This is a genomic window from Halococcoides cellulosivorans, assembly GCF_003058365.1.
GTDB classification, from domain to species: Archaea; Halobacteriota; Halobacteria; order Halobacteriales; family Haloarculaceae; genus Halococcoides; species Halococcoides cellulosivorans.
On record NZ_CP028858.1, the window covers coordinates 230998 to 248835 of the forward strand.

Annotated in this window: 12 protein-coding genes, 1 tRNA gene and 3 rRNA genes; 13 read left to right on the forward strand and 3 right to left on the reverse strand. The window is 65.0% G+C overall.

Annotated elements, in window-relative coordinates:
• A complete protein-coding gene (locus tag HARCEL1_RS01145) occupies window positions 1–585 on the reverse strand; it encodes an IMP cyclohydrolase (protein WP_108380793.1) in 585 nt (194 codons plus the stop codon).
• Window positions 586–666: 81 nt separating this feature from the next.
• Here HARCEL1_RS01145 and HARCEL1_RS01150 point away from each other — a divergent pair, with 81 nt between their 5' ends.
• From HARCEL1_RS01150 to HARCEL1_RS01160, 3 genes are all read left to right on the forward strand, one after another.
• Window positions 667–1737, forward strand: coding sequence for a helix-turn-helix transcriptional regulator (locus HARCEL1_RS01150; protein ID WP_108380794.1), 1071 nt, complete (start codon window positions 667–669; stop codon window positions 1735–1737).
• A 157-nt stretch (window positions 1738–1894) separates the two neighbouring features.
• Window positions 1895–2698 carry a DUF7096 domain-containing protein gene (locus HARCEL1_RS01155; RefSeq protein WP_233357371.1) on the forward strand — a complete coding sequence of 268 codons (804 nt, stop codon included), beginning with the start codon at window positions 1895–1897 and terminating at the stop codon, window positions 2696–2698.
• Between the two features lie 42 nt (window positions 2699–2740).
• Window positions 2741–3430 (forward strand): DUF7345 domain-containing protein, encoded by a 690-nt coding sequence (locus tag HARCEL1_RS01160; protein ID WP_108380795.1) that lies wholly within the window; start codon window positions 2741–2743, stop codon window positions 3428–3430.
• 158 nt (window positions 3431–3588) lie between these two features.
• On the opposite strand, the gene HARCEL1_RS01165 is transcribed toward HARCEL1_RS01160, so the two are convergent.
• The gene (locus HARCEL1_RS01165) at window positions 3589–4161 is read right to left on the reverse strand and encodes an LURP-one-related/scramblase family protein (protein WP_108380796.1); all 573 of its coding nucleotides are present in this window, start codon (window positions 4159–4161) and stop codon (window positions 3589–3591) included.
• A 96-nt stretch (window positions 4162–4257) separates the two neighbouring features.
• Between HARCEL1_RS01165 and pheS the strand changes: the two genes are divergently transcribed.
• Both pheS and pheT read left to right on the forward strand, forming a co-directional pair.
• Window positions 4258–5757, forward strand: coding sequence for a phenylalanine--tRNA ligase subunit alpha (gene pheS, locus HARCEL1_RS01170; RefSeq protein ID WP_108380797.1), 1500 nt, complete (start codon window positions 4258–4260; stop codon window positions 5755–5757).
• Window positions 5757–7502, forward strand: coding sequence for a phenylalanine--tRNA ligase subunit beta (pheT, locus tag HARCEL1_RS01175; protein ID WP_108380798.1), 1746 nt, complete (start codon window positions 5757–5759; stop codon window positions 7500–7502). The genes pheS and pheT overlap by 1 nt, the downstream gene beginning before the upstream one ends.
• A gap of 149 nt (window positions 7503–7651) precedes the next feature.
• On the opposite strand, the gene HARCEL1_RS01180 is transcribed toward pheT, so the two are convergent.
• Complete coding sequence (locus HARCEL1_RS01180) at window positions 7652–7969, reverse strand: non-histone chromosomal MC1 family protein (RefSeq protein WP_108380799.1); 318 nt, start codon at window positions 7967–7969, stop codon at window positions 7652–7654.
• A gap of 234 nt (window positions 7970–8203) precedes the next feature.
• On the opposite strand from HARCEL1_RS01180, the gene HARCEL1_RS01185 reads away from it, so the two are divergent.
• From HARCEL1_RS01185 to HARCEL1_RS01220, 8 genes are all read left to right on the forward strand, one after another.
• A complete protein-coding gene (locus HARCEL1_RS01185) occupies window positions 8204–8401 on the forward strand; it encodes a hypothetical protein (RefSeq protein WP_108380800.1) in 198 nt (65 codons plus the stop codon).
• A gap of 9 nt (window positions 8402–8410) precedes the next feature.
• A complete protein-coding gene (locus tag HARCEL1_RS01190; RefSeq protein ID WP_108380801.1) occupies window positions 8411–9457 on the forward strand; it encodes a quinone-dependent dihydroorotate dehydrogenase in 1047 nt (348 codons plus the stop codon).
• A 687-nt stretch (window positions 9458–10144) separates the two neighbouring features.
• Window positions 10145–11616, forward strand: a 16S ribosomal RNA gene (locus HARCEL1_RS01195).
• A gap of 99 nt (window positions 11617–11715) precedes the next feature.
• Window positions 11716–11787 (forward strand) — tRNA-Ala (locus HARCEL1_RS01200).
• A gap of 216 nt (window positions 11788–12003) precedes the next feature.
• A 23S ribosomal RNA gene (locus HARCEL1_RS01205) occupies window positions 12004–14922 on the forward strand.
• A gap of 108 nt (window positions 14923–15030) precedes the next feature.
• Window positions 15031–15152, forward strand: a 5S ribosomal RNA gene (gene rrf, locus HARCEL1_RS01210).
• The 16S, 23S and 5S rRNA genes sit together here with 1 tRNA gene alongside, the layout of an rRNA operon.
• A gap of 137 nt (window positions 15153–15289) precedes the next feature.
• Window positions 15290–16798: an Asp-tRNA(Asn)/Glu-tRNA(Gln) amidotransferase subunit GatB gene (gatB, locus tag HARCEL1_RS01215; protein ID WP_108380802.1), complete on the forward strand. Its 1509-nt coding sequence runs from the start codon at window positions 15290–15292 to the stop codon at window positions 16796–16798.
• Between the two features lie 62 nt (window positions 16799–16860).
• Window positions 16861–17625: a sulfurtransferase gene (locus HARCEL1_RS01220; protein ID WP_108380803.1), complete on the forward strand. Its 765-nt coding sequence runs from the start codon at window positions 16861–16863 to the stop codon at window positions 17623–17625.
• The last annotated feature ends 213 nt before the right edge of the window (window positions 17626–17838 follow it).

A 17838-nucleotide genomic window follows, 5' to 3' on the forward strand; every position in this document is an offset into this window, starting at 1 on the left:
TCACTCGTTGACGACCGCCGTCTCGAAGCCCGCGTCGGTGCGGGCGACGCCCGCGGCGGCGATCGGGTGCTCGAAGTCCATCTCGTAGACCTCGCGAGCGGCCGCCTCGGCACTTTCGGCGTCGAACGCGACCGGTTCGGGCCGATTCTTCTCGTAGGTCGCGACGAGCGTGGGTTCCTCGACGCTCTCGACCAGCAGTGCGTCACGGCGCACGACACCAACGTACGACTCGTCGACCGCCGATCCGTCCCCGACGACGCCCGCGACGCGGGGCGTGTCGTAGTCGTCTTTCTCGTAATCGAGTGCGTGCAGCGCCTCGACGAGCGCGTCGCGAGCGGGATAGCCCCGCGCGAGTTTCTCCGCGATCGGATCGACGTGTGAGCCGTTGCCGATCACGGCACCGCGATCGGTGGTTCGCAGACAGTTGTACGCGATGTAGGGATTCGATGTCTCGGGGGCGTCGGGCGTCGGTTCGACGGTGACGGCCCCCTCGCGGGCGCGGGCGCGACGGTTCGGGAACGATCGCGAGGAGACGCGATACGCGGCCAGTGATGGTGCGACGACGACGAATCGTCCGACGTACATGCGATAGCGTGGGCCGGCGGGCGGAAAGTAGCTGTCGGACGGCGACAAGGGCTATACGGTGCCCGGTCGAACCCCACGTCGATGCGAACGGTCACGGTCGCGGTCCTCGCGGTCGCCCTCGTCGCCGTCGCGACGGCCGGCGCGGCCTGGTCGCCAGCCGTGGACGGCCAGGCCGTCGACGCCGACACGGTGCTCATGGAGGCCGACCTCCAGCCGTCGGGTACGGCGGTCTGGACCGTCGCGTATCGCGTCCGTCTGGACACCGACAACGAGACCACCGCGTTCGAGGAACTCCGTGCGGACGTCCGGGACAACGAGTCCCGGTACGCGACCGCGTTTCGCGAGCGCATGTCCGGCACCGTCGACGCCGCCGCCGAGGACACCGGCCGGGCGATGACCGTCGCAAACGTCTCTGCCGACGCCCGGATTACGCGCGTGCCCCGCTCGACCGGCGTGTTGACCTATCGTTTCGAGTGGACTGGGTTCGCCCGCGCCGACGGTGACCGTCTGATCGCCGGCGACGCCCTTTCTGGACTCTATCTCGACTCGAACACCGTGCTCACGATGGCCTGGCCGTCTGACTACGAGACGACGCGGGTCGCACCGTCGGGCGAGGCGGGCAATCGGAGTGTAACGTGGTACGGGCCTCGCGATTTCGGCCCGAACGAGCCCAGCGTGGCGGTCGCGCCCGCGGACACCGCTTCGGGCCCGAGTGGTGTCTCCGCGGGGTCGCAGTGGCCTCTGGTGGTGATCGCGCTCGCGCTCGTCGTGCTCCTCGTCGTGCTCGGCTACGGCTGGCACCGACGCGGCGACGACGCGGACCCGACCACGACCGAAGGGACGTCGAGCGACCACGCGGGCGTCGACGAGACGGCGGCGGACCCTGACCGTGGCGCGTCGGCCGACGACACCGCCGACGGCCCGCCGTTCGACCAGTCGCTGCTCAGAAACGACGAGCAGGTCGTTCGCCTGCTCGACGCCAACGACGGGCGGATGAAACAGCAGGCCATCGCCGCGACCCTCGACTGGACCGACGCCAAGACCAGCCAGGTCGTCGGCGGCCTCCGCGACGAGGGGCGCGTCGAGACGTTCCGGATCGGTCGCGAGAACGTCGTCGAACTGACGACCGACGGGGATCCGGAGTCCGCTTAAGAACGTTCCGGTCGTTCGACGACGGCCGATGCCAGTATCAGCATCGAAACCGCTGCTGTCTGGTGGTTTTAATCCGGCTTAATCGGGCCCAATCCGGGCTCAGACGGGCTGACGGACTCGGATTTATATGCCCTTCTGGCTCCTACCTGAGGATGCAATGACCCACCGAACGCCGCTGTTGATCGCACTGCTGGTCGTCGTGGGGGCCGTCGGGCTCCTCGCGACCGGCGGGGCGATGGCACAGACCGAGACGAACACGACGAACGCGAGCGAGAACGCGACCGTCGAGCCCGGCGCTCGCCTCGCTGGCGTCGTCGGCATGCAGGACGCCGAGATCGACGGCATCGTCGATCGACGCGCGTTCGGCCTACGGGTTGCCGCCGCAGCGAGTGACGACGCGAGAGCCCGCGCGGTCGCTGATCAGACCGACCGTATCGGGGAGCGCGTCGACGCCCTCGAACAGCGCAAGGCGGCACTCGAACGCGCCCGCGAGAACGGCTCGATCAGCGACTCGCGCTACTCCGCTCAGATGGCCGAGCTGAGTTCGGAACTCGACGCGACGCGCAATCTCGCGAACGACACGAACGAGACCGCCGCGGGACTGCCCGAGGAGACGTTGGAAGCCAACGGCGTGAACGCCACGGCGATCCAGATGCTCAAAGACCGGGCTGACAACATGACTGGCCCCGAAGTCGCCGCGATCGCGCGGACCATCGGCGGCCCGCCCGAGAACGTCGGCCCGCCCGCCTGGGCCGGTCCGAGTGGCGAGCGTGGCCCGCCCGCTGCGGCCGACCGCGGTGGGACGGAGAGCGGTGAGCGCGGACCGACGAACATGACCGACGGCGAGCGCGGCCCGCCGGGTGACCGCGGTCCGTCCGGTGACGAGTCCACCGATGCGACCGACACCGCGACCGACGGATCGGAGTCCGCGGCCGAGAACGGGTCCGAATCCGGGCTGTAACTGGCCAGTAGATTTTTTGACCGACCTTTGAGAAGCCAACACATGGACTATTCGACGATCCGAACACAACTGCTCGTCGCGCTGATCGCCGTGGGCGTCGCGAGCCTCGCGGTCGTGGCCGTCGGGCCCGCTGCCGCGCAGACCGACCCCGGGGCCGTGACGGTCGCGCTCGACACGGACGGTGCGGCGACCGTGTCGGTGACCTACCGGTACGACCTCGCGGGCGAGCGGGCGGGCGCCTTCGAAGACCTCCAGGGTGACGCGACCGCACAGGAGACCACCGCCCAGCGATTCGCTGACCGGGTCCGATCGATCGCGGGCGACGTCGAAAACCAGACGGGCCGCGAGATGTCGATTTCGGACCCCCGTGCGGCGGTGTCGACCGCGGACGGCGTCGGCACGGTCACGGTCTCGGTGACCTGGGACGGCCTCGCGGCGGTCGACGGTGACCAGATCAGGCTCGCGGAGCCGTTCGACGCGGGCTTCGAGTCCAATCGTCCGCTCGTCGTCGACTTGCCGGACGGCTACACCGCCGTCGAGACGACGCCCGAGCCGGACAGCGCCGCCGACGGCGAACTGCGCTGGACGGCCGATCAGTCGCTGACGGACTTCGCGGTGACCGCCGCGCCCGAATCGACGCCTACGGCGGCAGGCGGGCCGGGCTTCGGGGCCGGCGCTGCAGCGCTCGCGCTGGTCGTGACGCTGGTCGCAGTCGGGCGATCGAGATTCTAGTTCCTGGTCGCCCCGGGGGCACGACCCTGATTGTTGGTCGCCCTCTGTCGAGCGCGACCCTACTTTCCGGTCGCGCCCTGACGGGCGCGACCCTCGTTGTAGGTCGCGAAAAACCGCTCGCGACCCTAGTTTCCGGTCACCCTCTGTCGAGGGTGACCCTAGTTCCCCTGGATCGCGTCGATGACCATGCTCGCGGCGATGATCGCTTCTTTCGGGACCGAACTCGCGTCGTCGATCGTGATGTCGTATTTATCCTTGAGCGAGACGCGGCCCTCGATCGAGCCGACGTGGCCGCCCTCGGCGTCGGTGATCTCGTATTTGTGGGGGATGAGCCAGCCCAGCGGGAGGTAATGACGCGTGAGCGTGATCAGGGCGCCGCGGGAGTCGATCTTCGCGAGCACCTCTTCGGTGTCGGCGTCACGAACCCGCCAGGTGTCCTGGAAGATCGAGAAGTCGTTGTCCAGCACGACGACCTCCTCGCCGGTCTGGGCGTCGCTCAACACGTAGTTGCCTGCGACGTCGATGATCCCCCCGGCTTTGACGGTGAACACCTCGGTGCCGTCGCCGTCGGTAAAGGGGAACTCCTCTTTCATCTTGAACATCTTCTGTTTCCCCCGGAGTACGACGTTGCCGGCGGCGTCTTCGGCACGGTACTTGTTGCGAATCATCGACTGGACGACGGTGTACTCGTCGTCGTTGAGATTCACGCCGGCGATTTCGTATTTGCCCATGTGCGAGGGGACTCCGGCATGGCTCAAAAAACCAGACCATCGGGGCCCGAGACCGAGTGAGAACCGTTAACTGCCGATGCCGCAGTATCACAACCAATGGAACTTCCCGACACGCAGGCAGCGGTCCTCGACGCCGCGAGTGCGACCGAGCGGCGGTCGGTCGAGGTGATTGCCGACGATATCGGCGTCCCACCGGCGGCCGCGCGCCGGGGGGCGCTCGAACTCGCGGATCGGGGCCTGCTCGACGTGGACAGCGAGACCGAGGTGTCGATCAGCGTGACCGCGGAGGGCCAGCAGTATCTCGACGAGGGCCTCCCCGAGGTCCGCCTGTATCGGGCCGCCGTCGACGCCGGCGCGGACACCGATCCTGTCGAGATGGGGCCGCTCCTCGGCGCGGCCGCCCTCGACGGCCCGGCGGTCGACATCGCGCTGTCGAACTTCGCGCGGAAAGGCTACGGGTCGATCGACGCGGGCGCGGTCGAGGCGAGCGACGCCGATCCCGACGCCGACCCGGAGGCGGCGGCGCTCGCGGCGGTGGCCGACGGCGAGAGCGCCGACGAGGGCGTCCTCGATCGCCTCGAATCGCGCGGCCTGATCGAGCGCGCCGAGCGGACCGTCGATCGAGTGACGCTGACCGAGGCGGGCGTGACCGCGATGATGGAGGGCGTGGAGGCCGTCGACCGCGTCGATCAGGTCACCGGCGATCTGCTCGCGAGCGGTGACTGGCGCGACGTCGAGTTCGCAGCCTACGACGTCGAAGCCGACGCGCCCGCGCGTGATCCGGGGCGGATGCACCCGCTGCGCGCGATGGCCGAGCGCGTCAAGGAGGTCCTCGTCGGCATGGGGTTCGAGGAGATGGACGGGCCCCACGCCGACGCGGAGTTTTGGATCAACGACTGTCTGTATATGCCCCAGGACCACCCCGCGCGCACGCACTGGGACCAGTTCAAACTCGACGTGCCGCCGATGGCCGAGTTGCCCGACGAGGTGCGTGACGCCGTCGAGCGCGCCCACCGCGAGGGCGTCGGCCCGGACGGCGACGGCTATCACTCCCCCTGGGGCGAGGAGATGGCCCGGGAGGTCGACCTGCGTGGCCACACGACCTCACTCTCGGCCCGGCATCTCGCGGGCGTCGCGCGTGGCGACCTCGAACCGCCACAGCGGTTCTTTTCGGTGCAGAAAGCCTATCGGAACGACGAGATCGACCCGACCCACCTCCTGGAGTTCTTCCAGATCGAGGGGTGGGTGATGGCCGAGGACCTCTCGGTGCGGGATCTGATGGGCACCTTCGAGGAGTTCTACGCGCAGTTCGGGATCACTGACCTGGAGTTCAAGCCCACCTACAACCCCTACACCGAGCCGAGTTTCGAGCTGTTCGGGGAGCACCCCGTCACGGGCGAGGTCGTCGAGATCGGGAACTCCGGCCTGTTCCGCCCGGAGATGCTCGACCCGCTCGGCGTCGACTGTTCGGTGATGGCGTGGGGGCTCGCGCTCGAACGGCTGATGATGCTCGTCACGGGGGCCGAGGACATCCGTGACGTCCACGGGACGCTCGTGGATCTGGAGTATCTGCGGACCGAGGAGGTGCGATACTGATGCCCACCGTCGACGTCGATCCCGACGACCTTCGGGACCTGACCGGCCACGAGGAGAAAAGCGACGACGACCTGCGCGCGGACCTGTTCGAACTCGGCCTCGAATACGAGGGCGAGACCGAGGAGGGCCTCCGTTTCGAGTTCGAGCCCGATCGCCTGGATCGCCTCTCGGTCGAGGGTGTCGCGCGATCGCTGCGGTATCAGTACGGCGACGATCGCGGGGTGTACGTTCCACCGACGAACGACCCCGAGTGGACGATCAGCGTCGAAGACGTGCCCGACGAGCGGCCCTACGTCACCGGCGCGGTCGTCCGGGGCCTGGACCTGGACGAGGCGACACTCGACTCGCTGATCCAGTTGCAGGAGAAACTCCACGCGACGATGGGGCGCAAGCGCGCGAAAGGCGCGATCGGTGTCCACGACCTGACGATGCTGAAAGGCGAATCGATCGCTGCGGACGAGGGCGACGATTCCGAATCGGGCGCGCCAACCGACGGGGAGAAGCAGATTACGTACACCGGGGTCGCCCCCGACGGCGATCGGTTCGTCCCCCTGGAGGGCGACGCGGAGCTAACGCCTGGGGAGGTCATCACCGACCACCACATCGGCCAGGAGTACGCCAGCCTCGTCGCAGACATGGACCGCGTGCCCGCGATCTACGACGCGATCGGCCTCTTTTCGTTCCCGCCGGTGGTCAACGGCCGCCGGACGGAGGTGACGACCGAGTCGCGCGATCTGTTCATCGAGATGACGGGGACCGACCAGTGGACGATCGATCGGATGCTCGCGATCGTCTGTTATGCGCTGTCGGCCCGGGGCGGCACGATCGAATCCGTCCGCGTCGAGTACGAGGACGCCCCCGACGAGTACCCCGCCGAGTTGGTCCGGCCCGATTTCGAGACGACGACGAAGACGGTCTCCCACGAGCGCATCGAGACCACGCTCGGGGTCGGCCTCGCGGAGGATCGTGTGATCGACCTGCTCGAACGGTCGGGCCTCGACGCCACCGTCTCGGACGGCGAGTATACCGTCGCGATTCCGCCCTACCGGGTCGACGTGCGCCACCCGGTCGACGTGGTCGACGACGTCGGGCGCGCGTACGGATTCAACGACCTCGACTCGCGGTACCCGGACGTGAGTACGATCGGCGGGCGCCACGACCGCTCGCGGCTCGAAGAGGCGGTCCGGACCGCGCTCGTCGGCCACGGCTTCCAGGACCTCCTGAACTTCCATCTCACGAGCGAGGCCGACGTCCTCGACCGGATGGACCTCGCGCCCGACGACGAGGCGTTCGGCGCGCACTCGCCCGCGTGCGTGAAGAACCCCTATAGCGAGGCCTACACTGTCGTCCGGACGTGGCTGTTGCCCTCGATCGTCCAGGTCTTCGAGAACAACACGCACCGACGCTACCCACAGGATCTCGCGGAGGTGGGCTTCGTCGCCCATCGGGACGACGATCGGACGACGCGGGTCGCGGAATCACACCACGTCGCGGGCGCACTCGCGCGTCACGACGCCTCCTACGAGGACGCGAAATCGCGGCTCCAGGCGCTCGTCGCGGACTTCGGTGGCGAGTTGGCGACGCCTCCGATCGACCATCCGAGCTTCCTCGACGGTCGCGTCGCGGCAGTCGAGATCGACGGCGAGCGCGTCGGCGTGATCGGTGAACTGCACCCCGCGGTGCTCGTCGAGCACGACCTCGAAGTCCCCGTCGCGGCCTTCGAGTTCGACCTCGCGGCGCTGTAGTCATTCGTTTTCGAGCGGCGACGCTCTCCAGAAGACTGTCGCGCGGCCGGAGAGCGACCGGTCATACCACGCTCTCACGTCGGGTCCCGGCCGCGTGGGATGCCGCGCGACCGACGGGAGGAGCCGAGTACGGATAGGCGATGCGAACCCTAGATCTCTTCGAGGTGCTCGACGCCCTCCTTCGAGACGTTGCCCTTGGTGATCTCGGTGGGCATCCAGTCGGGCTTGTCGTCGGGCGCGCGCTCGTTCCAGGCCCAGCCCTCGTAGACGTGGACCTTGGTCGTGCCCTTCTCGCGGAGCTGGATCGTCGTCGAGTTCGCCTTCGCGGCGACCTCCGAATCCGCCGGATCCAGCCGTCGCGCGGCCTTCAACGCGGCTTGCCGCGGTGTTCGTCCGGAGAATACGCTCGGTTCCTCGCCGCCAGTTTCCCGCAGCGCGAAGTTGCGCTTGTCGGTGTCTTGTGCCATGGGATGGCCTCTCCATGCAAACCCAGCGCAGGATTCATAATAAAAATACCCCCCAGACGACGGAGGGGTCGCCGTGAAGTTTATACGCTGTCGGTATTCACCCGGTCGATCACCGCTCGATCGGGCTTCGAACGCGTCCAGGGCGGCCGATCGAGGGTGCGCGCTGGCGTCCCGCGCACCGAGCGCGGTACACTTAAGTTCGTCCTGCGGCGAGCATGCACCCACGAGTGCCCGATGGTCCGAAAGAAGAAGCTCAGCCCGAGTGGGGCCAAAGACGAGGACGGCGAGTATCACAACGTCCATATCAATCTCCACGAGGACGAACTGTCTGTCGCGGGCATGGAGATCGGTGACGAGGTCTTCGTCCGCGTTCGTGATAACAAGATCATCATCCAGAAAGCCGATCAGGATGACGTCGAACACGACTTCTAGGGTGGATCAGTGACATTCTACGAAGCCGTTCGACCACTGGTTTTTCGACTCGACCCCGAGCAGGCCCACCACCTCGTCGCACGCGGCCTGGGGCTCGTCGACGGGACGCCGATCGAACGGGCCATGGGGGCCGCGCTGACCGTCGAGGACGACCGATTGGGGACCGAAGCGTTCGGCTGTGAGTTCGCGTCGCCGGTCGGCGTCGCCGCGGGCTTCGACAAGAACGCCGAGTTCCCGAGCGCCCTTGGGGCGCTCGGGTTCGGACACCTCGAAGTCGGTGGTGTCACGCCCGACTCGCGCGCGGGCAACCCTCGCCCACGGATCTTCCGCCTCGTCGAGGACGAGGGCGTCATCAATCGGATGGGGCTCAACAACGACGGGGCCCGCGTCGTCGGTGATCGCCTGCGCGGGCGGGCGATCGATCACCCCGTGGGGGTCAACCTCGCGGTGGGCGATCACGCCGAGGACGAACCGGCGGCCTACCGCGAGAGCTACGAGGGCGTCGCGGGCGCGGGCGATTTCTATGTGATCAACGTCTCCTGTCCGAACGCCGAGGGCGTGCGCGATTTGCAGGACCGCGAGAAACTGGAGGCCATCGTCGAGACACTCCAGGACGCGGGCGCTGCACCGTTGCTCATCAAGGTCTCGCCCGACCTCTCAGAGTCCGCGCTCGCGGACGTCGTCGAGGTCGTCGAGCAGTTCGATCTCGCGGGCCTGGTCGCGACGAACACCACGACCGACCGGCCCGAGGGCCTCTCGGGGCCCACGGAGGAGGCAGGCGGGCTCTCCGGGCGGCCGTTAGCCGATCGATCGACCGAAGTCGTCCGTCAGCTGGCCCGCTGCACGGACAAACCGATCGTCGGCGTCGGTGGCGTGTTCACCGCTGCGGACGCCTACGACAAGCTCCGCGCGGGCGCGTCGCTCGTGCAGGTCTACACCGGCCTGATCTATCGGGGCCCGACGGTCGCCCGCTCGATCAACACGGGACTGCTCACGCTCATGGAGCGCGACGGATACGAGTCGATCGACGCCGTCGTCGGTGCGGACCTCGAATAGGCGCTTTTCGGCGGTGTATCGGGCGGTTTGTGACGTTCCACAGCGCCAGGATTGCCGATCTGATTCGCCCGTCCGAACGTGGGTCGTTCACGTACCCCTATCCATTGTAATCGCATGACGGGGCGGCGACGAGACGACGCACTTATATGCATGCCCCCTCTCGGATGAAATACGTCGCGGCGCAGGCCCGCAACGGTCTGCCCGGACGCGATCGAACGCACTCCGATCCGACGCCCTTAAACGGAACGGGCGATTCGGAGTGGAACACGCGCGGTCCGACGTCGGACGCGATTCCGACTCGGATCGATCCGACGCCCTTATATGGTAAGGGCGATTCGGAAATAAACACGCACGGCCCGACGTCGGGCGAATCCGACGAGGGACGATCCGACGCCCTTAAGTGTAAAGGGGCGCTCGGATGTGATGCGAACGCGGCCGGTGGAGGCCGGACGGTCTCCCGCCGCACGGATCGCCACGCCGGTTCGAAGGGTTTATGCCCTTCACCGGAGTAAGACGCGATCCGAACGGAATGAGGATTCCACCCCTGCGGTCCGCCGTAAAGATGGGATCTGATGTCAGCCTTGATGGTTCGGTGACACTCGGTCGGCGGGTGTCGTCGAGCTCCCAAACGATAGCACCACACCAGTTCTGGTGTGGACCCGCCTAACCCCTGGCTTTGCCAGGGACATTCCGGTTGATCCTGCCGGAGGCCATTGCTATCGGAGTCCGATTGAGCCATGCTAGTCGCACGGGTTTAGACCCGTGGCGGATAGCTCAGTGACACGTGGCCAAGCTACCCTGTGGACTGGAATAACCTCGGGAAACTGAGGCTAATTCCTGATAGCGGTCCCCTGCTTGAATGCCGGGACCGTGAAACGCTCCGGCGCCACAGGATGCGGCTGCGGCCGATTAGGTAGACGGTGGGGTAACGGCCCACCGTGCCCATAATCGGTACGGGTGATGGAAGTCAGTGCCCGGAGACGGTATCTGAGACAAGATACCGGGCCCTACGGGGCGCAGCAGGCGCGAAACCTTTACACTGCACGACAGTGCGATAAGGGGACTCCGAGTGCGAGGGCATATAGCCCTCGCTTTTCTGTACCGTAGGGTGGTACAGGAACAAGTGCTGGGCAAGACCGGTGCCAGCCGCCGCGGTAATACCGGCAGCACGAGTGATGGCCGATTTTATTGGGCCTAAAGCGTCCGTAGCTGGCCGCACAAGTCCGTCGGGAAATCGACGCGCCCAACGCGTCGGCGTCCGGCGGAAACTGTTCGGCTTGGGACCGGAAGACCTGAGGGGTACGTCCGGGGTAGGAGTGAAATCCTGTAATCCTGGACGGACCACCGGTGGCGAAAGCGCCTCAGGAAGACGGATCCGACAGTGAGGGACGAAAGCTAGGGTCTCGAACCGGATTAGATACCCGGGTAGTCCTAGCTGTAAACGATGCTCGCTAGGTGTGGCGCAGGCTACGAGCCTGCGCTGTGCCGCAGGGAAGCCGCGAAGCGAGCCGCCTGGGAAGTACGTCTGCAAGGATGAAACTTAAAGGAATTGGCGGGGGAGCACAACAACCGGAGGAGCCTGCGGTTTAATTGGACTCAACGCCGGACATCTCACCGGCACCGACAATGTGCAGTGAAGATCAGGTTGATGACCTTATTGGAGCCATTGAGAGGAGGTGCATGGCCGCCGTCAGCTCGTACCGTGAGGCGTCCTGTTAAGTCAGGCAACGAGCGAGACCCGCACTCCTAGTTGCCAGCAGCATCTTGCGATGGCTGGGTACACTAGGAGGACTGCCGCTGCTAAAGCGGAGGAAGGAACGGGCAACGGTAGGTCAGTATGCCCCGAATGTGCCGGGCGACACGCGGGCTACAATGGCCGAGACAGTGGGATGCCATTCCGAGAGGAAGCGCTAATCCCCGAAACTCGGTCGTAGTTCGGATTGCGGACTGAAACTCGTCCGCATGAAGCTGGATTCGGTAGTAGTCGCGCGTCAGAAGCGCGCGGCGAATACGTCCCTGCTCCTTGCACACACCGCCCGTCAAATCACCCGAGTGGGGTCCGGATGAGGCCGTCTTACGACGGTCGAATCTGGGCTCCGCAAGGGGGATTAAGTCGTAACAAGGTAGCCGTAGGGGAATCTGCGGCTGGATCACCTCCTACTGACCGGGACTGGGGTTCGCCCCAGCCCACCTTTCGGGATCTCGACGATCTCACCGACCGAGCACTTCAGAACCATCAAGGCTGACACCGCAGGGACGGGCCCATAGCTCAGTGGCAGAGCGCCGCCTTTGCAAGGCGGAGGCCCTGGGTTCAAATCCCAGTGGGTCCATACACCGTCCCCGACTCGAAGTCGCTCCCCTTAAGTGTGGGAAGACGTTCGATCGGGTACGGACGACCGATGCACCACCCCGTGTGAGCGCGGGTGGGAAGGGTTGATGCATGCCCCTCACCGAGGGTATGCGGATGACACCGTGTGTACGTGCGATCCAGGCGTCAACTGGACGTGTTCATCGAAGTGCAGTGAAGTGAAGTACCGAAGCCACACCTGACGTGGCTGCTACGCCAGTTGGTGAATGGCTCGGCTCGGAAGCCGAAGAAGGGCGTGCCAAGCTGCGATAAGCCCGGGGGAGCCGCACGGAGGCTAAGAACCCGGGATTCCTCAATGGGAACTCCTCTTCGCAATTGCTTTGCGCAATGGGGAACACCGAGAACTGAAACATCTCAGTATCGGTAGGAAAAGAAAACGAATGTGATGTCGTTAGTAACCGCGAGTGGACGCGACACAGCCCAAACCGAAGCCCTCACGGGCAATGTGGTGTGTGGGCTGGCACTCATCGGCCGACCGTCTGCGAGAAGTCCCCTGGAAAGGGGCGTGAGACAGGGTGATAACCCCGTACCGCAGACCAGTACGTCGTGCGCCAGTTCCGGAGTAGCGGGGGTTGGAAATCCCTCGTGAACGAGGCAGGCATCGACTGCCAAGGCTAAACACTCTCCGAGACCGATAGCGAACAAGTAGCGTGAGCGAACGCTGCAAAGTACCCTCCAACGGGAGGTGAAATAGAGCCTGAAATCAACTGGTTATGGAGCGACGGGGCACAAAAGGCCTTGTGGAGAACGACAGAGGGGCGACCCTCCAGTAGGACCCACGAGGAGCCGGTGTTCCGTCGTACGTTTTGAAAAACGAACCAGGGAGTGTGTCTGTATGGCGAGTCTAACCCGATCATCGGGGAAGGCATAGGGAAACCGACATGGCCGCAGTGCTTTGCACCAGGGCCGCCGTCTTCAAGGGCGGGGAGTCATTCGGACACGACCCGAATCCGGACGATCTACGCGTGGGCAAGGTGAAGCGTGGCGAAAGCTACGTGGAGGCCTGCCAGGGATGGTGTCCTACAATACCCTCCCGTGACCCATGTGTAGGGGTGAAAGGCCCATCGAGTCCGGCAACAGCTGGTTCCGACCGAAACATGTCGAAGCATGACCTCTGCTGAGGTAGTCTGTGGGGTAGAGCGACTGATTGCCGTGTCCGCCTCCGAGAGGAGTCGGCGCGGCTGTCAAACTCCGAACCTACAGACGCCGTCGATGCAGGGAGTCCGGTGTGCGGAGTAAGTCTGTGCACCAAAAGGGAGACAACCCAGAGTTAGGTTAAGGTCCCCAAGTGTGGATTAAGTGCGATCAAAGGTGGTCCCGAGCCCCAGACAGCCGGGAGGTGAGCTTAGAAGCAGCTACCCTCCAAGAAAAGCGTAACAGCTTACCGGCCGAGGTTCGGGGCGCCCAAAATGATCGGGGCTCAAATCCACCACCGAGACCTGACCACACCCGTCACAGGGTGATTGCGTAGGTCGGCGCTCCGCGCGGGTGGAAGTACGGGCGAGAGTTCGTATGGACCGCGTGGTGACGCAAATCCTGGTCGTAGTAGCAGCGAAAGTCGGGTTGAAATCCTGACGGCCGAAAGGGCAAGGGTTCCTCGGCACTGTTCGACAGCCGAGGGTTAGCCGGTCCTAAGATCCGCCGTAATTCGAACGGATCAAATGGGAAACTGGTTAATATTCCAGTGCCACCATACATTCAACGTCGACGCCTTGGGGTAGACTGAGCCGGGCACTCGCCCGGTCGAACCGTCGAAATCCGTGGAAGCCGTAATGGCACGAAGCGGACGAATGGCGGGATAGCGCAAGTCAGTCCAACCTAGGGCCCGTGAAAAGACAGTATGGTGTCCGTACCGAGAACCGACACAGGTGCCCAGGCGGAGTAAGCCAAGGCCTGTCGGGAATAACCGACGTTAGGGAATTCGGCAAATTGGCCCCGTAAGTTCGCGATAAGGGGTGCCTGCCTCGGAAAGAGGCAGGTCGCAGTGACCTGGACGCTCCGACTGTCTAGTAACAACATAGGTGACCGCAAATGCGCAAGCACTCGTACGGTCACTGAATCCTGCCCAGTGCGGGTATCTGAACACCCATTACAATGGGACGAAGGACCCGTCAACGGCGGGGGTAACTATGACCCTCTTAAGGTAGCGTAGTACCTTGCCGCTTCAGTAGCGGCTTGCATGAATGGATTAACGAGAGCGTCGCTGTCCCAACGTTGGGCCCGGTGAACCGTACGTTCCAGTGCGGAGTCTGGAGACCCCCAGGGGGAAGCGAAGACCCTATGGAGCTTTACTGCAGGCTGTCGCTGGGACGTGGTCGCTGATGTGCAGGGTAGGTAGAAGACATTACACAGGTGCGTGCGCTAGCACGTCGCCGAGTCGCCCATGAAACACTACCCGTCAGTGACTGCGACCCTCACTCCGGGAGGAGGACACCGGTAGCCGGGCAGTTTGACTGGGGCGGTACGCGCTTGAAAAGATATCGAGCGCGCCCCAAGGCCATCTCATCCGGGACAGAGATCCGGAGAAGAGCGCAAGAGCAAAAGATGGCTTGACAGTGTTCTTCCCAACGAGGAACGCTGACGTGAAAGCGTGGTCTAGCGAACTCATTTGCCCGCTTGATGCGGGCAATGAATGACAGAAAAGCTACCCTAGGGATAACAGAGTTGTCGCCGGCAAGAGTACATATCGACCCGGCGGTTTGCTACCTCGATGTCGGTTCCCTCCATCCTGCCCGTGCAGAAGCGGGCAAGGGTGAGGTTGTTCGCCTATTAAAGGAGGTCGTGAGCTGGGTTTAGACCGTCGTGAGACAGGTCGGCTGCTATCTACTGGGGGTGTCATGGTACCTGATGGGAACGCTCGTATAGTACGAGAGGAACTACGGGTGGTGGCCACTGGTGTACCGGTCGTCCGAGAGGGCGTTGCCGGGCAGCCACGCCACATGGGGTAAGAGCTGAACGCATCTAAGCTCGAAACCCTCCCAAAAAAGAGGTACCTCTGAGACCACTCGTCTAAGACGAGATCGATAGACTCGGGGTGTACGCACCGAGGTAACGAGGTGTTTAGCCCGCGAGAACTAACTGGTCGAAGCCACCAATCATACACCATGTGGCTCCGGACGAACACGTCCAGGCGTTCACTGGATCGCACATACACGCGGAAACCGACTGCTGGCCATTCGCGCGGTTCGACTCCGCGAGTCGGCGTTAAGGCGGCCACAGCGGCGGGGCAACACCCGTACCCATTCCGAACACGGAAGTTAAGCCCGCCTGCGTTCCGGTGAGTACTGGAGTGGGAGACCCTCTGGGAAACTCGGATCGCCGCCTTTCATTCTTACCACATTCACGTTCGCGAGCGACGGCTATGTCGCTCGCAGTTTTCGTACCACGAAGAGCGGCTGCACCGTGCAGCCCACTCCTTACCCGTAGTCGTCACGCTTTACCCCGTCCCTGTCGAATCCGTCGCCATGAGCGCGGAGGCGGCCACGAACACCGTCGTCATCGGCCTGGAGGTCCACGTCCAACTCGACACCGCGACGAAGATCTTCTGTGGCTGTGCGACCGAGAGCGCGGACGAGCCGAACACGAACACCTGCCCGGTCTGTCTCGGCCTGCCGGGATCGCTGCCGGTCCTCAACGAAGCGGCCGTCGAGGCCGCCGTCAAGGTCGGGCGGGCGATCGACGCGACGATTCCCGAACGAACCCGATTTCACCGGAAGAACTACTACTACCCCGACTTGCCGAAGAACTTTCAGATCACACAGTACGACGCGCCGATCTGCCAGGCGGGCACGCTCGAATTCACCCACGAGGGGACGCGCCGATCGATCGGCATCGAGCGCGCCCATCTCGAAGAGGACCCCGGGAGCGTCCGCCACATTCGCGAGGGGACCGGTCCGATCGACGTCCGGGACTGTTCGATCGACCGCGCGGACTACACCCTGATCGATTACAACCGCGCGGGCACGCCCCTGATGGAGATCGTCACCGAACCGGACTTCCGCGATCCCAGCGAGGTGCGGGCCTTCCTGGAGAAACTCGAAGAGATCCTCCAGTACCTAGGCGTCTACGACCCGACAGCCGACGGCTCGCTCCGTGTCGACGCGAACCTCTCGCTCGTAGACGCGTCGGCGGTCGGTCCCGACGGATCGATCCCCGACGACGTGCTCGTCGAGGCGAACCGCACGGAAGTCAAGAACATCTCCAGCCACCGCGGCGCCGAGCGCGCACTCGCCTACGAAGCGTCGCGCCAGCGCGATCTCCTCGCCGCGGGCGAGACCGTCGCCCAGGAGACCCGCCACTTCAACGAGACCCACGGGAACACCGTCGCGATGCGCTCGAAAGAAGAAGAGAAGGACTATCGCTACTTCCGCGAGGCCGACCTCCCACCGCTGGAGGTCAGTCACTGGATCGAGGAGATCCCGATCCCGGAACTGCCCGACGCGCGTCGCGAGCGATTCGGTGCGGAGTACGGCCTCGACGACGAGACTGCCGAGAAGTTGATGTCGCGAAAGGCCGTGGCGGACGTCTACGAAGAACTCGCGGGCGCGTACGACCCCGACCTGGTCGCCACCTGGGTTGCCGACGAACTACTGGGTGAACTCAACTATCGCGATCTGTCGCTCGACGCCGTGACTGATCGCCTCGACGAGGTCGAGCGCCTGGTCGAACTCGTCGCCCGCGAAGCGATCACCGCGAAAAACGCGCGCGAAGTGGTGCTGCGCGAGATGCTCGACGCGGGCGCAGATCCCGATACGGTCGTCGAGCGCGAAGGCCTGGGCACGGTCGCCGACGACGCAGTCGCCGAGGCCGTCGCCGCTGCGATCGCGGACAACCCCGACGCCGTCGCGGACTACCACGACGGCGAAGACGGCGCACTGAACTTTCTCGTTGGCCAGGTCATGCAACAGACGGGTGGCTCGGCCGACCCGGGAACGGTCAACGAGCGGCTACGCGAACGCCTCGACAGCGAGTGACGGCCCACGTCCGCAATTGACGCGACGATCAGGTTCTTTCTCCTCGCGCTCGAACACCAGCTATGCCGTCGATTGTCGATGCCGCGTGGGTGGAGGCAAACGATCCGGTCGTGATCGACGTCCGCGAGTCGTGGGCGTACGACGCACTCGGACACGTCCCCGGCGCGGTGAACGTCCCCTTCGAGACGATTCGGTCGGGCGAACGCGGCGCGGGCGACATGCTCCCCGACCGTGCGGACTGGATCGCACAGATGCGCGCCGCGGGACTCCGGACCGACCGTGACCTCGTCGCGTACGACGACGACCACGGGGTCTTCGCCGCCCGACTGCTGGTGACGGCGCTCCTCTTCGGGCACCCGCCCGACCGGCTGCACCTGCTGGACGGCGATTTCAGCGCGTGGCAACGCGACTGGCCCGTGAGCGAGGAGTGCCCGTCCCCCGATTCCACCGACTACGACCCCGACCCACCAGTGGCGACGCCGTTGATCGGCCGGGCGGGCGTCCGTTCGGCGGTCGAGAACGACGTGACGATCGTCGACACGCGCACGCGCGAAGAGTTCGACGACGGCCACATCCCGGGTGCGATCCACCTCGACTGGCGTGACCTCGTCGACGACGAGACCCGTGGCGTGCGCGCGCCCGAGGAGATCCGAGCGGTCCTCGCTGATCGCGACATCGCCCTCGACGATCGGATCGTGCTGTACTGTAACACCGCACGCCGGATCAGCCACACCTACCTCGTGCTGTGCGAGATGGGGGCCGCCGACGTCGCCTTTTACGAGGGAAGTCTGACAGACTGGGAGGCCGCGGGCGAGCGCATCGAGTAGCCCCGCATGTCGGTCTGGTGGGTACTGCCCCGTCGAGTCTTGTGGGGGGTCGGTCACAGGGAGCGTACCGGATCGCGTGTCGTGCCCGACGACTCGTCGATCTGCCGATCGTTCGGGCGGTTTTCGCGACGAGAGCAACTGGTCGACCGTCGATGTGGGCCCGTTTGCGGGCGTTTAGGGCGGCCTAATCGAGCACGTATGAATATCACGGTC

Coding starts and splice junctions, on each gene's coding strand:
- HARCEL1_RS01145 (WP_108380793.1), bottom strand. CDS start 585: ATGTACGTCGGACGATTCGTCGTCGTCGCACCATCACTGGCCGCGTAT.
- HARCEL1_RS01150 (WP_108380794.1), top strand. CDS start 667: ATGCGAACGGTCACGGTCGCGGTCCTCGCGGTCGCCCTCGTCGCCGTC.
- HARCEL1_RS01155 (WP_233357371.1), top strand. CDS start 1,895: ATGACCCACCGAACGCCGCTGTTGATCGCACTGCTGGTCGTCGTGGGG.
- HARCEL1_RS01160 (WP_108380795.1), top strand. CDS start 2,741: ATGGACTATTCGACGATCCGAACACAACTGCTCGTCGCGCTGATCGCC.
- HARCEL1_RS01165 (WP_108380796.1), bottom strand. CDS start 4,161: ATGGGCAAATACGAAATCGCCGGCGTGAATCTCAACGACGACGAGTAC.
- pheS (WP_108380797.1), top strand. CDS start 4,258: ATGGAACTTCCCGACACGCAGGCAGCGGTCCTCGACGCCGCGAGTGCG.
- pheT (WP_108380798.1), top strand. CDS start 5,757: ATGCCCACCGTCGACGTCGATCCCGACGACCTTCGGGACCTGACCGGC.
- HARCEL1_RS01180 (WP_108380799.1), bottom strand. CDS start 7,969: ATGGCACAAGACACCGACAAGCGCAACTTCGCGCTGCGGGAAACTGGC.
- HARCEL1_RS01185 (WP_108380800.1), top strand. CDS start 8,204: ATGGTCCGAAAGAAGAAGCTCAGCCCGAGTGGGGCCAAAGACGAGGAC.
- gatB (WP_108380802.1), top strand. CDS start 15,290: ATGAGCGCGGAGGCGGCCACGAACACCGTCGTCATCGGCCTGGAGGTC.
- HARCEL1_RS01220 (WP_108380803.1), top strand. CDS start 16,861: ATGCCGTCGATTGTCGATGCCGCGTGGGTGGAGGCAAACGATCCGGTC.